The sequence below is a fragment of the Arthrobacter sp. TJ-217 genome, from assembly GCF_058269255.1.
On record NZ_JBZCNJ010000005.1, the window covers coordinates 71,293 to 84,302 of the forward strand.

Here is a 13,010-nt window from a genome sequence, read left to right on the forward strand (position 1 = left end):
CCCCTTTGGGGATATCCCACGGCATGCACAATGGGGGAGACAAAGGCCGGGGAGCCAGAGATAGACTGCGAGCGTGAACAGTACCTATGATCTCTCTGCATCGTTCAAGGCCTACGACGTACGCGGCATCGTGGGTGAGACAATCACCGTCGAGACCGTGACGGCGGTTGGGGCGGCTTTCGTCGATTCGCTTGGCCTCGCAGGGCAGACGGTCCTCGTCGGCGGCGACATGAGGCCCTCCTCGCCCGAGTTCTCCAAGGCGTTCGCGAAGGGCGCCACCCGCCGGGGAGCGGACGTGGTGCTGCTCGACCTCATCTCCACCGATGAGCTGTATTTCGCCAGCGGAACCCTCAACGCCGCCGGCGTGACCTTCACGGCGAGCCACAACCCGGCCGAGTACAACGGGATGAAGCTCACGCGCCCGGGCGCGGTTCCGGTCTCCTCCGAAACCGGCCTCAAGGAAATCCAGTCCCTCGCCGAGCAATACCTCGAGCGGGGCTTCATCGCCTCGGTTGACCGGCCCGGACAGATCAGCGTGCACGACGTCCTCGAGGACTACTCCCGCTTCCTGCGTGCCCAGGTCGACCTCTCGGCGTCGCGGCCGCTCAAGATCGTCGTCGACGCCGGGAACGGCATGGCCGGGCTGACCACCCCTGCGGTGCTGGGCGACCGGCTGCTGCCTGCCCTGCCCTTCGAGATCGTTCCCCTGTACTTCGAGCTTGACGGCTCGTTCCCCAACCACCCCGCCAACCCGCTTGAGCCGGAGAACCTGCGCGACCTCCAGGCAGCGGTTGTCGCCCATGGAGCGGACATCGGCATCGCGTTCGACGGCGACGCCGACCGCTGCTTCATCATCGACGAACAGGGCGATCCCGTCTCCCCCAGTGCCATCACGGCGATGGTCGCCCGGCGCGAAATCGCCCGCGCCCAGGCCGCGGGCGAGGAGGAACCGGTGATCATCCACAACCTGATCACCTCCCGCGCGGTGCCCGAACTCGTCACCCGCTCCGGCGGCCGGCCGGTCCGGACCCGCGTCGGCCATTCCTTCATCAAGGCGGTCATGGCCGATGAGGGCGCGGTCTTCGGCGGCGAACACTCGGCCCACTACTACTTCCGGGATTTCTGGAACGCCGACACCGGCATGCTCGCCGCGATGCACGTGCTCGCCGCGCTCGGCGAGCAGGATGGTCCGCTGTCGGATCTTGGCCGCGAATACGAGCCGTACTTCTCCTCGGGCGAGGTCAACTCAAGGGTTGCCGACGTGCCGGCCGCGGTGTCCCGCGTGCGTGAGGAATTCGAAGTCGACGGCGTCTCAATTGACCGGCTCGACGGGGAGACCTTCACCGCGGACAACGGCAACTGGTGGTTCAACCTCCGGCCTTCGAACACCGAGCCGTACCTGCGCCTCAACGCCGAAGCGGTGAACCCGCAGACCCTGAAGGAGATCGTGAACCGGGTCCTGGCGCTGGTGCGCCAGTAACTCTCCGGCACATCTGCCTTCGGGCCGCGCGTGCTCCCCTAGGATGGTCGAATGAAAACGGGGCTCGAACGCGTTCAGGCCGATGCCGCGGCGCGCGGCATCCCGGTGGAGTTCATCGCCCGCTCGGCAATTGACCCAAACACGGCCGACCGGTCGAACTTCGTGAAGTCAATGGTCGTCAAACGCCACGACGGAACGTTCCTGTTTGCCCTCATCCCCGTTCCCCGGAAGATCTCCTGGCCCAAGCTCCGCACGGTGGTGGGGGTGAACAAGCTGGTGCTGCCCGATGCCTCAACCGCGTTCGAGGCAACCGGACATGTGCGGGGCACCATCACGCCGCTCGGCAGCACAACTCCGTGGCCGGTGTTCATCGATGAACGCCTCGCTGGCCGCCGCATCGGCATGGGCAGCGGGGCTCTCGACACGGCTGTGTTCCTCGACTCCGATACCCTCATCCGCAAGCTCACCGCGACAGTCGCCGACATCTCCGACTAGCACGCAGGAAGACGGGCGGCCCCGCCTACGAAGGGCCACCCGCCTTCCGGCCCTAAGGCCGGTTCAAACGCTCAGTTCAGCTGCTTGGCGCTCAACCGACAGTGAAACTCAACCGACAGTGAAACGCTCCTTGAGTTCGTTGAGCTGCCCGCGGAGTTCCTCGGGAAGGGATTCGCCGAACTGCTCGTACCACTGCTCGATTCCCTCAAGCTCGGCTGCCCATTCGGCGGAATCGACGTGCACTGCGGCTTCAACCTCGGCCGGGGTCATGTCGAGGCCGGTGAGGTCGAGGGCATCCGGGGTCGGGACGAACCCGATGGGGGTCTCCACGGCGTCGGCGGTTCCCTCGATGCGCTCGACAACCCATTTCAGGACGCGCGAGTTGTCACCGAATCCGGGCCAGGCGAACCCGCCCTCGGCTGTGCGCCTGAACCAGTTCACGAGGAAGATCTTCGGCAGCCGCTCCTGGTTGGCCTTCGAACTCAGGGCGATCCAGTGCTTGAGGTAGTCCCCGGCGTCGTAGCCGATGAACGGCAGCATCGCCATGGGGTCCCGGCGTACCCGCCCGATCTGCCCGGCCGCCGCTGCGGTCGTCTCCGAGGAGAGGGTTGAGCCCATGAAGATGCCGTTCGCCCAGTTGCGGGACTGCGTCACAAGCGGCACCGTGGTCTTGCGGCGCCCGCCGAACAGGATGGCCGAGAGTTCGACGCCGTCGGGCCTGTAGTATTCCTCGGCGAGCATATCGATCTGGTCGATCGGCGTGCAGAACCGGGCGTTCGGGTGCGCGGCAGGTTCCCCGGACTCGGGGGTCCACTCGTTGCCCCGCCAGTCCGTCAGGTGGGCGGGCACTTCCTTGGTCATTCCCTCCCACCACACGCCGCCGTCGTCAGTCAGGGCGACATTGGTGAAGATCGAGTTTCCCTTGGCGATGGCTCGCATCGCGTTCGGGTTCGTCTCCCAGCCCGTGCCGGGGGCGACCCCGAACAAGCCCGATTCCGGGTTGACCGCGCGCAGCTCACCCTCCTTCCCGAAACGCATCCACGTGATGTCGTCACCGAGGGTCTCGACCTTCCACCCTTCGATGGTGGGGTCGAGGAGGGCAAGGTTGGTTTTTCCGCACGCCGAGGGGAACGCGGCGGAGAGGTAGTAGCTCTTCTGCTGGGGCGAGGTGAGCTTGAGGATCAGCATGTGCTCGGCGAGCCAGCCCTCGTCGCGGGCCATCACCGATGCGATCCGCAGCGAGTAACACTTCTTGCCGAGCAGCGCGTTGCCGCCATAACCGGAGCCGAAGGACCAGATGGAGCGTTCCTCGGGGAAGTGGACAATCCACTTATCGTCGTTGCACGGCCACGGAACGTCCGTTTGGCCCGGCTCAAGCGGCGCGCCGAGGGAATGGAGTGCGGGGACGAAGTCGGCGTCGAGTTCGGTCATCCGGTCGAGCACATCGGTCCCGATGCGCGCCATGATGCGCATGGAGGCAACAACGTACCCGCTGTCGGAGATTTCGACGCCGAACTTGGGATCCTCCGCGTCGAGGTGTCCCATGACGAATGGGATCACGTACATGGTCCTGCCGCGCATCGACCCGTTGAAGAGCAGGCGCAGCTTGTTCTTCATCTCCCCCGGATCCATCCAGTTGTTGGTGAAGCCGGCCGCACGCTCGTCCTCGGAGCAGATGAAGGTCTGCTCCTCGACACGGGCGACGTCCTTGGGGTCCGAAAACGCCGCGAAGGAGTTGGGGAAGGTTTCGGGATTGAGGCGGACCAGGGTGCCGGCCTCGACCAGCTCATCGGTCAGCGCCCGGTTTTCCTCTTCCGATCCATTGACCCAGTACACGCTGTCCGGCTGTGTAAGCGCCGCGACTTCCTCAACCCAGGCAAGCAGGCGAGCGTGGGTGGTGGGCGCTGTGCCGGCGGTTCCCACCGCGGCAGCAGGACTCTGGTCGGCCGTGCCGAAATTACCGTCAACCTTCTGGCGCACGGAATCTCCCATTACTGTTCCCTTCGTTGGGTGCATGGTGTGTATCGATGCTAAGGCGGCGGAACCGGCGCTCCGGCGGCTTTTTTGCCGTGCGGGGTGCCCGGCGTTGAGGGAAAACACTGCAACTGCACGGAATCGGCCCGGCCCATGCTTCGTTTATGTGACGAAGGTCACATAGACCGGTCTAGTTCACGGGGAGCCTTAGAGGCAATTAGGTGCAGATGCTTTTTGCCTGTAAAGTTGTCTACGGCCAAACGGCCCGCTGGTAAGACGGAAGGCGCAACGCCGGAAGAGCTTATTGGATGCGTGCGTAGCTCAACGGATAGAGCATCTGACTACGGATCAGAAGGTTGGGGGTTCGAATCCCTTCGCGCGCACATCGATGTGAATGAGGCCCCGGTTCCGACCGGGGCCTCTTTTCTTTTCCGCTCCCGTCCGTAGACCGTGCTCCTTCGCCCGGGGACACTGCTCCTTGGCGAGGGTGGACCAGCCCGGGCTGTGCTCCGAAGCGGATTGGCGGGCGCCACCCGTAAAGTTCCGTTAATAAACCCCCGGTCGAGGAAATCGCAGCCGCTGCAGGCTTCGATCCGGACCGGCAGGGCAGCCGCCTCCCGACGACGAATTCCCACGCCAGCGCGCAGATTCCCGCCACCCGCCATGAACACCAGCGTCGCGGCACCCCCGGCCCTCCCTTCCGTTCCCCGGCGCCCGGCCCAAGGACTCTTGCCCCGTTCCGGCGCAGGTGGAAAGCTCTGCACATGAGCGAAGCACGGGAAACCGATGTGATTGTGATCGGCGCAGGCGCCGCGGGCGAAAACGTGGCCGGACGGGTTGTGGCCGCGGGCTTGGAGGCGGTGCTTGTCGAATCGGAGCTTGTGGGAGGTGAATGCTCCTACTGGGCATGCATGCCCTCCAAGGCACTGCTGCGCTCCGGCTCGGTCCTCAACCGCGCACGTTCGGTTGCCGGCGCGCGCGAAGCCGTCACGGGCAAGCTCGACGTGCAGCAGGTCCTTGAGCGGCGGACCACAATGACGAACAACTGGGACGACGCTTCCCAGGTGAGCTGGGTCGACGGCGCGAAGATCAGCCTGCTGCGCGGCTCGGCCCGAATCAGCGGCGAGCGTGAGGTCGAGGTGACGAACGACGACGGCGTCACCCGCGTCAGCGCCCGCCATGTGGTCGTCCTCGCAACCGGCTCAACGCCGAACGAGCCGCCGATCAAGGGGCTTGCCGGCCTTGACTACTGGGGCACCCGCGATGCGACCTCGGCGAAGGAAGTGCCGGAGCGCCTCGCAGTGCTCGGTGGAGGCGTCTCGGGAGTCGAGCTGTCCCAGGCCTTCGCGCGCCTTGGCTCGAAAGTGACAATCGTGGCGCGGCACCGGATCCTGGGGAACTACCCGGCCGAAGCGGTCAAGTTGGTGGAGAAGGGCCTGCGCCGGGACAACATCGAAATCCTCACCGACACCTCAACGGAGTCGGTCGAACTCGATCCCGACGGGCGGTTCATCCTCACGGTCTCCGGGAACCGGCACGTCCGGGGGGACAAGCTCCTCGTCTCGACAGGGCGCACAGCGCACACCCGGGGGCTGGGCTTGGAGGAACTGGGAATTGATCCCAAGACGTTGTCCTTCGACCAGACCGGGCGCGCTGTCGGCGCAGACTGGCTGTATGCGGTCGGTGACGCCGCTGCGAAGGTGTTGCTCACCCACCAGGGCAAGTACGAGGCCCGCGTCACCTCCGATGCCATTGTGGCGCGTGCAGCCGGTACGCTCGGCGACACGGCGCCCGAGTGGAGCAAATACACAGCCACGGCCGACCACTACGCCGTCCCCCAAGTGGTTTTCACCGATCCGGAGATCGCAATGGTCGGACGCACCGCGGAACAAGCACGCGCCGACGGCATCCGCACCTCCGAGACCTCGCTCCCCATCACCGTCGCGGGGAGTCAGATCCATTCGGACGATTACAAGGGGTGGGCCACCATGGTCGTTGACGAGGACCGGAAGGTCATCGTCGGCGTCGCCTTCGCCGGACCCGACGTCGCTGAACTGCTCCACTCGGCCACAATCGCGATCGTTGGGGAAGTGCCGCTCGACCGGCTCTGGCACGCAGTACCGCCGTACCCCACCGTCAGCGAGGTCTGGCTCCGTCTGCTCGAAAAGTACGGCCTCTAGGCCCTGGGTAGAACTAGGCCCTGGTACAACTAGGCCCTGCGTACGACGAAATCGGTGACGGCGGCATCCCGTCCGTCCAGTTCGGCCCAGTCGCGGTCGTGCCTGAGGACTGTGAGTCCGGCGGTGGGATAGTGGGTGGCCATCTCCATGACGGCGTCCTCGTCGGAGTCGACCGACGCCAGGCGCATGGCGAGATCCTGGACGCCCGGCATGTGCCCGACGACGAGAAGGCTCGTGACCGTTGCCGGAACATTATTGATGATGGCGAGGATCTCCTCGGGGCGGGCCGCATACAGCCCCTCCTCGAGCTTCGGGGTTGGTGCCTTGTCCCCGAGCTCCTTGCACACCCACGTGGTCGTCTGCCGGGCGCGCAGCGCCGTGGAGCACAGGATCAGGTCGGGGACGGAGTCGTTGTCAACCATCCAGCGACCTGCGAGCGGGGCGTCGAGGTGCCCACGGGTGCTCAGTGAGCGCTCATGGTCGGGCACTCCTGCCCGCCATTCGGCCTTCGCGTGGCGCAGCAGCATGAGCCGCTTGAGGTGATCGGTTGCCATGGGCTGAAGTCTATCGGCCCGGGAAGGCGTCCTAGATCGAGTACTCAGGTGCTGCCCACACCACAACTTCAGGGTGGTCGTAGAAGCGGTACCCCTGCCCGCGTACTGTGCGCACGGTGTTGGCCAGGCGCCCGAGCTTGGAACGCAGCCGGCGGATATGCACATCGATGGTGCGCTCGTTGGGCACCTCGTCGACGTTGCGCCACAGACCGCAGAGCAGTTCCTCGCGGCATACAGTCCGGGCCCCGTTTTCAACCAGGTAGTTCAGCAGCTCGAACTCCTTGAACGTGAGGTTCAGCGCTTCTCCGTCGAGGTGCACTTCACGGCGTGAGAGGTCGATGAGGACTCCGCTGGGGCGGGCCGCCGCACCGGGCTGGGGGTGCTGGTGGTCCGTGCGGGGGCGGCGCATCACCGTGGGATCACCGAGCGCGGCACGGACGACGTCGATGTCGCTTCCGGGTGCGTCTGCCGGCGCGAGGGCCACTGCTGCGTGGCTTTCCGCTGTGGGAACGATCGAACGGACATAGGCCCGCACGTCCTGTGCCAGGCGAGACAGGGTGGTCCCGTTGGCAGCGGCGGTTTCCTCGTCGAGGGCTACGTAGAGTACGAAGCCCCGTGCGCTCGTGTCGCCGGAAACGGCCTGAGGCCCGGGAATCCCGTTGGGCGTCACCACAGGAGTGGGCGCGGTGATTGGGTGCTTGGTGCCGCCGACGGACTGGAGGGGTCGGTGGGCAGGCGGGGCGAAGGATGGAGCAGCCGCCTGGGCGTAGGTAGAGTGCCCCTGCCCGTACTGCGGCCTGAGGGCACTGCCGCCACGGTTCTGGGGAGTGCGTAGGGATATATGGACGTAGCCCGATGGAACTGACATGAAAACGACCTCAATGTGATTCGCCGTAATGACGGCGCGAATGCTGGGGCGCCCGGTCTGAACGAGATCTAAGTGGTTCCCGTCGGCGATCGGGGAATGCGTATTTAGGTTGGGGTAGAACCGTTACGCGTGCATTCGACAACTGCGGAATCCCACGCGGTGCGCGGGGCCCGCGGCGAGAGCTGCGGCTGCAGATGCTCCTGAGTTGGTGTTCACGCTCCAAATTATTGCACGCAATAATCCCTTACTCGCAAGTAACAAGGAACTCAACATTCGTGGAGTACGTTACGCTCGCGCGCCGCGATCAGCCGACGATCCCGTAGAGCCGGTCACCGGCGTCGCCCAGGCCGGGCACAATGTAGGACTTTTCGTTCAATCGCTCGTCGATCGAGGCAAGTACGATCGTCACGTTTTTGCCCTCGAGTTCCTCCTGCAGGGCCGCGAGACCCTCGGGAGCGGCGAGGAGGCAGATGCAGGTCACGTCGGCCGCTCCGCGCTTGAACAGGAACTTGATTGCCTCGCGCAGCGTCCCGCCCGTGGCGAGCATGGGGTCGAGTACGAATACCTGCCGCCCGGTCAGGTCATCGGGTAGCCGCTCGGCGTAGGTGATTGCCTCGAACGTCTCCTCGTTCCGTGCCATGCCGAGGAACCCGACCTCGGCCGTCGGCACAAGGCGCGTCATGCCCTCGAGCATGCCCAGGCCCGCCCTGAGGATCGGCACAACCAGCGGCGTGGGCTTGACCAGTCCGGTGCCTTCGGCGCTGGTGACGGGTGTTTCTACGGTCACCTTCTCCACTCGAACGTCACGGGTCGCTTCGTAGGCGAGCAGGGTGACAAGTTCCTCGGTCAGCATGCGGAACCCCGGAGAGGACGTCCGCTTGTCCCGGAGAACGGTCAGTTTGTGAGCAACAAGGGGATGGTCGACTACCAGTACGCGCATAGGTCAAAAGTACCATTGGGATCATGACCCCTTCCCTTCCCGGCTCCGCTTCCGACCACGAGCGGTGGATGGGCCTGGCGCTTGAGGCCGCCGCCCGAACGGGCGCCAGTGGCGATGTGCCAATCGGCGCCGTCGTAGTGGGGCCCGGCGGGGAGGTACTCGGCACCGGGTGGAACCAGCGGGAGGAATTCGGAGATCCGACAGCCCACGCGGAGGTTCAGGCGATCCGGCAGGCCGCAGCGGTGCTGGGCGGCTGGCGGCTGGAGGGCTGCACCCTGGTTGTCACCCTCGAGCCGTGCGCCATGTGCGCCGGCGCTTCGGTGCTCGCCCGGATTCCTCGGGTGGTCTTCGGTGCATGGGATCCCAAGGCGGGAGCGTCAGGTTCGGTGTTCGACGTGCTGCGTGAACGCCGGTTGAACCACTGGACCGAGGTGTTCCCCGGAGTCCGCGAGGCCGAATGTGCGGCCCTGCTCAAGGACTTTTTTGCAAGCCACCGGACGGGTTCCGCCCCCGCACTGTGATGCCTACGCTTGATGGACAGGCACCTCCAAGAAGCTTTTCCGAGAAGCAAGGAGCACTGATGGATACCCAGCAGGACGGCATGCAGGAACTGAGGAAGATCCTGGACAAGGCGGACATCGCGATCCTCACCACAACGAACCTGCAGGGACAGCTCGTCAGCCGCCCGCTTGCGGTGCATGGGAAGGACTTCGACGGCGACCTGTGGTTTTTCACCGAGGACCCCTCGCCCAAGGCGGACGAAATCCGGGCCAACCCGCAGGTGAACGTGTCGATCAGCACCGGGAAGGGCTACCTCTCGATCGCAGGCACCGCCTCCCTCAGCCGCGACCAGGCGAAGATCGACGAGCTCTGGGGTCCGTCGGTTTCGGCATGGTTCGAGAACGGCAGGGACGATCCGGCCGTCTCCCTCATCAAGGTGGACGCGCATTCGGCTGAGTACTGGTCGATGGACTCCCCCCGGGTCGTGTCCGTCGTCAAAACGGTTAAAGGCCTCGTCACAGGGCACAAGCCGGACCCAGGGAAGAACGAGGTCATCGAGCTCTGAAGGCCCGGATTCGGGGGTTCACGGACGCCGGCCGGAGCCCGTTTGGGCACTGGGCGCCAAACCCGGTAAAGTAGCGGCGTTGGTGACGTGTCCGAGCGGCCGAAGGTGCAACACTCGAAATGTTGTTTGGTGTAAAAGCCAACGTGGGTTCAAATCCCACCGTCACCGCCAACTGAAAAGGCCCCTACTCCCCCGCTGTTGCTGGGAAGTAGGGGCCTTCGCTTTGCCCAGCGGTGTCTCATTGGCAAAGAATTGGCAAAACTCTTCGCGAGACATGCTTCCGCACCGGGTCACGAAGCGGGCGCAGGCAGATTTCAAGCGACCCGCGCTGGGGGGCGGCTGCCCTCAGGACATGCTGTCCTCGGTGCCGGGAAACAAGTCGAGGAATTCCTGCGCGCGCCCCTATCACCGTCCAGGATGGCTGAACCCGATTCGATGGACCGGCCTAGGGGAGAACCTGCGAAACAGACGGTGTACTCGGTCGGCTCTCGGCATCCCAGACAGTGTCCTTCTAGCGCTGACCAGTATTTTTAAGGCTTGTGGTGTTGGCCTGTACCCCAAGCAACACTCTAGAAAGAGTGGCAAAACCCGTGGGAGCACCATGACCGACCGCCGCACTTTCGCACATGGCTTCTGCGCCCTCGTTGGGACCCGTCGATGCCTGTGACTTTTCTCGAAGATGGCGGGCTTTTTGGAGACTGATTGGCGGGGTAGCTGCGCCAACAAGCACAACAGGACGCAAGGGGTCGGCGTCCCCTGAGGCTTTTTGCCACCAGCGATCGAGCAGGCTTCCCCGGTATACGGTCCGGGCTGCCGGAGCATCGGTCGTGCATCAGATGCCTTAGCGATGGGTTCCATGACGTTGTGGCCGTTGGGTTTCGGGCAGCAGGTCTCGGCGTGTCATAGCTTACGGGGCCGCCCTGCCCGGGAACGTTCGTTTCCAGTGAGGTCGTCTATGCCGCTTTGAGCGGACTATCGGCTACATGCACCGTATCGCGTCTTTTTCGTTGTGCTTTCGGTTGATTCATGGCAGAGGAAAGAGGGTAGGAGCGGTCTGCTGGTAGACCTCCGCCTGTATATCGACCGCTGATCAATCGGTTTTTCACCAGCACGAGCTTTCCAACCGCCGTTCTCCGGCCGGTCCCGGAGCTGTGCATCAATCGATGCCTGACATTCGGTAGCTTCACCGGCGAGGGATGCGAAACGCTGGACGCAGCGCCTGCGTCGGTACCTGGTGAGACCATGGAGTATGTCTTTATCACTCGTCGAGGTCCTCAAGGTTCTCGGCAACCCTACGCGTTTTCAGATTATGGAGTGGTTGCGCACGCCCGAAGAGTCCTTCGCGGAGTACGAACCCATTGCCGATCGCGAGGAGTATGGGGTGTGCGTGACGCACCTCGCGGCCAAGACGGGTCTTGCGCAGCCAACCATATCGGTCTACATGAACTCCTTGGAGCGGGCCGGCCTCGTGGAATCGACTCGAATCGGCAAGTGGACGCACTACCGGCGCGTCGGCACGCAGGTGGACGAGCTTATGGCGCAGCTTCAACACCGGATCTAATAGACGATTTGCTAAATGTCTATATGATGAGGGCATGACTTTCACTGATTCGAGCAACCCCATCAGGCGTGCGTTGATCGTTCACGCCCACCCCGAGCCCGCCTCGTTCTCGTCCGCCCAGGCTTCTGCAGTTGCCCAGCAGCTGAGGTCGGAGGGCGTCGAGGTCGACTTCATTGATCTGTACGACATTGGCTGGAACCCTGTTCTGAGCCGCGAACAGTTCATGGACGGCCCGGGCTACTTCAAGCCCCAGGCCGAGCAGATGCAGGCCTTCGCTGAAGGCACGCTCCCCGAACCGGTCGGGGCACACCTGGCCAAGCTGCAGGACGCCGACCTGCTCGTGCTGTCATTCCCGGTGTGGTGGTTCTCCATGCCCGCAATCCTCAAAGGCTGGATCGACCAGGTGTTCGTGCTCGGCGCCATTTTCGGCGGCGAGTACGGCATTCTCGACGAGGGCGGCATGACGAACAAGAAAGCCATGATGCTCCTCACGACGGGAGGCGCTGAGCAATCCTTCGCCTCCGGCGCAGCCTCCGCGCCCGGCGGCTACGGCGAGCTCGATGACTTCCTCTACCACGTCCACCGCGGGATGTTCGAGTTCGTCGGGTACGACGTGGTGCAGCCCTTCGTCACTCACGAGCCTGTACGCCTCAGCGATGAGCAGCGTGAGCAGGCACTCGTCAAGGCTCGGGCCTACGTCACCGAGACGCTCCTGATCGAACCGGCCGCTGTCCGCTGAGACGTTCATAACCGAAGAATTGGAGCACAGTCATGATCACTAAAACCAACATCGATGTCCCTGGGCTCGGCGACTCCCGCAAGTACGCCTACCTGCAGTGCGTAACGGCCGGCGATTTCGCGTTCGTCGCCGGGCAGACCGGCGTCGATAAGGACTACAACATCGTTTCGCCCGAGTTCGGTGCCCAGGCCCGTCAGGCCCTCCACAACGTCGGACTGGCTCTCGAGGCCGCGGGCACGAACCTGGCCAACATCGTCAATCTGACGGTGTACCTGGCCGACGCCCGCGATGCGTTCGAATTCATCGACATCTGCCACGAACTGATGGACGAGAACTTCGCTCCGACCGCCATTGTCGGAGGAATCGACTTCGTCCTCTCCGGTCTGCGCATCGAGGTACAGGCCACCGCTGTGATCGAGCGTCCCTGAGGCCAGCGCACCTGAGGGAGGGGGGACGGCCCCGCTGCCGTCCCTCCCTCCCTACACCGCAGCTGCGGTGCTGCTGATTGAAAGAAACACTATGCACGTCCTTCTTACCGAAGCGACCGGCTACATCGACTCAGCCGTCCTCAAGGCCCTCATTCAAGGTCGCCACTCCGTCGTCACCCTCGTCCGCACCGAGGACCCCGCCGACCGCCCACGCGACCCGGAAGTGGACGCCGTCGTTAGCCACATACGCGATGCGGCCATCATCACCGCTCTTGCATAGAAGGTCGACACCGTGATTCACACGGCCGCTGCCAGGCCTCGACAAACAATTCAGCCGCTACCCCCAGCTCTACAGCCGGCTCGGCTTCGCTCACCAATACAGACCGCTAGGACACGACGAACTAGTTTTCGTCCTCCACCGCCAATGGACCCGCCTCGGTCAGAAGTTCAACCCGGACGACTTCACCGACGCCCAAGCCGCCGCAACCATCGAACGCATCACCCGCGGTAACTTCCGGCTCCTCGAGCGACTCTTCCCCCAGATTGAGCGCATCCTCAAAATCAACGACCTCCACGTCATCACCAACGACGTCGTGGAAGCAGCCCGCAGCACACTCGTCATCGGCACCACTTAGCCAATGCCACCCCGCCATCGAAGGCAGATAAAACCCCGCCATCTTCGAGAAAGTTCACACTATGCCCTCCAAAGTGTCACAGAACGTCCT

At 64.1% G+C, this 13,010-nt stretch carries 13 protein-coding genes, 2 tRNA genes and 1 pseudogene; 12 read left to right on the forward strand and 4 right to left on the reverse strand.

The annotated features are described in order from the left end of the window. Nucleotides 1-73: 73 nt before the first annotated feature. On the forward strand, nt 74-1,480 hold the full coding sequence (locus AC4D2R_RS10365; RefSeq protein ID WP_490939913.1) for a phosphomannomutase/phosphoglucomutase: 1,407 nt from the start codon (nt 74-76) through the stop codon (nt 1,478-1,480). A gap of 51 nt (nt 1,481-1,531) precedes the next feature. Continuing rightward, complete coding sequence (locus tag AC4D2R_RS10370; RefSeq protein ID WP_490939914.1) at nt 1,532-1,975, forward strand: aminoacyl-tRNA deacylase; 444 nt, start codon at nt 1,532-1,534, stop codon at nt 1,973-1,975. Between the two features lie 108 nt (nt 1,976-2,083). Here AC4D2R_RS10370 and AC4D2R_RS10375 read toward each other — a convergent pair whose 3' ends face one another. Continuing rightward, nucleotides 2,084-3,967: a phosphoenolpyruvate carboxykinase (GTP) gene (locus tag AC4D2R_RS10375; protein WP_490939915.1), complete on the reverse strand. Its 1,884-nt coding sequence runs from the start codon at nt 3,965-3,967 to the stop codon at nt 2,084-2,086. Between the two features lie 292 nt (nt 3,968-4,259). Between AC4D2R_RS10375 and AC4D2R_RS10380 the strand changes: the two genes are divergently transcribed. Together AC4D2R_RS10380 and AC4D2R_RS10385 are read left to right on the forward strand one after the other, a co-directional pair. Beyond that, nucleotides 4,260-4,332, forward strand: a tRNA-Arg gene (locus AC4D2R_RS10380). Nucleotides 4,333-4,713: 381 nt separating this feature from the next. Beyond that, nucleotides 4,714-6,129 (forward strand): dihydrolipoyl dehydrogenase family protein, encoded by a 1,416-nt coding sequence (locus AC4D2R_RS10385; protein ID WP_490939916.1) that lies wholly within the window; start codon nt 4,714-4,716, stop codon nt 6,127-6,129. Between the two features lie 29 nt (nt 6,130-6,158). On the opposite strand, the gene AC4D2R_RS10390 is transcribed toward AC4D2R_RS10385, so the two are convergent. The 3 genes from AC4D2R_RS10390 to upp form a co-directional block, all read right to left on the reverse strand. Then, nucleotides 6,159-6,683 (reverse strand): SixA phosphatase family protein, encoded by a 525-nt coding sequence (locus AC4D2R_RS10390; protein ID WP_490902474.1) that lies wholly within the window; start codon nt 6,681-6,683, stop codon nt 6,159-6,161. Between the two features lie 31 nt (nt 6,684-6,714). Further along, entirely contained in the window at nt 6,715-7,551 is an 837-nt protein-coding gene (locus AC4D2R_RS10395; RefSeq protein WP_490939917.1) for a winged helix-turn-helix domain-containing protein, read from the reverse strand. Nucleotides 7,552-7,855: 304 nt separating this feature from the next. Then, on the reverse strand, nt 7,856-8,491 hold the full coding sequence (gene upp, locus AC4D2R_RS10400) for a uracil phosphoribosyltransferase (protein ID WP_490902479.1): 636 nt from the start codon (nt 8,489-8,491) through the stop codon (nt 7,856-7,858). A 23-nt stretch (nt 8,492-8,514) separates the two neighbouring features. On the opposite strand from upp, the gene tadA reads away from it, so the two are divergent. From tadA to AC4D2R_RS10440, 8 genes and pseudogenes are all read left to right on the forward strand, one after another. After that, a complete protein-coding gene (gene tadA, locus AC4D2R_RS10405; RefSeq protein ID WP_490939918.1) occupies nt 8,515-9,012 on the forward strand; it encodes a tRNA adenosine(34) deaminase TadA in 498 nt (165 codons plus the stop codon). A 59-nt stretch (nt 9,013-9,071) separates the two neighbouring features. Continuing rightward, nucleotides 9,072-9,557, forward strand: a complete 486-nt coding sequence (locus AC4D2R_RS10410; RefSeq protein ID WP_490939919.1) for a pyridoxamine 5'-phosphate oxidase family protein — start codon at nt 9,072-9,074, stop codon at nt 9,555-9,557. Nucleotides 9,558-9,638: 81 nt separating this feature from the next. After that, nucleotides 9,639-9,728, forward strand: a tRNA-Ser gene (locus AC4D2R_RS10415). A 1,078-nt stretch (nt 9,729-10,806) separates the two neighbouring features. Next, nucleotides 10,807-11,118, forward strand: coding sequence for an ArsR/SmtB family transcription factor (locus AC4D2R_RS10420; RefSeq protein ID WP_490939920.1), 312 nt, complete (start codon nt 10,807-10,809; stop codon nt 11,116-11,118). Nucleotides 11,119-11,152: 34 nt separating this feature from the next. After that, nucleotides 11,153-11,857, forward strand: coding sequence for an NAD(P)H-dependent oxidoreductase (locus AC4D2R_RS10425; protein WP_490939921.1), 705 nt, complete (start codon nt 11,153-11,155; stop codon nt 11,855-11,857). A 32-nt stretch (nt 11,858-11,889) separates the two neighbouring features. After that, nucleotides 11,890-12,285 carry a RidA family protein gene (locus tag AC4D2R_RS10430; RefSeq protein ID WP_490939922.1) on the forward strand — a complete coding sequence of 132 codons (396 nt, stop codon included), beginning with the start codon at nt 11,890-11,892 and terminating at the stop codon, nt 12,283-12,285. Between the two features lie 91 nt (nt 12,286-12,376). Continuing rightward, nucleotides 12,377-12,565, forward strand: a complete 189-nt coding sequence (locus AC4D2R_RS10435; RefSeq protein WP_490939923.1) for a hypothetical protein — start codon at nt 12,377-12,379, stop codon at nt 12,563-12,565. A 28-nt stretch (nt 12,566-12,593) separates the two neighbouring features. After that, nucleotides 12,594-12,920, forward strand: a pseudogene (locus tag AC4D2R_RS10440) (TniB family NTP-binding protein); the annotation flags it as partial. Between the last annotated feature and the right edge of the window lie 90 nt (nt 12,921-13,010).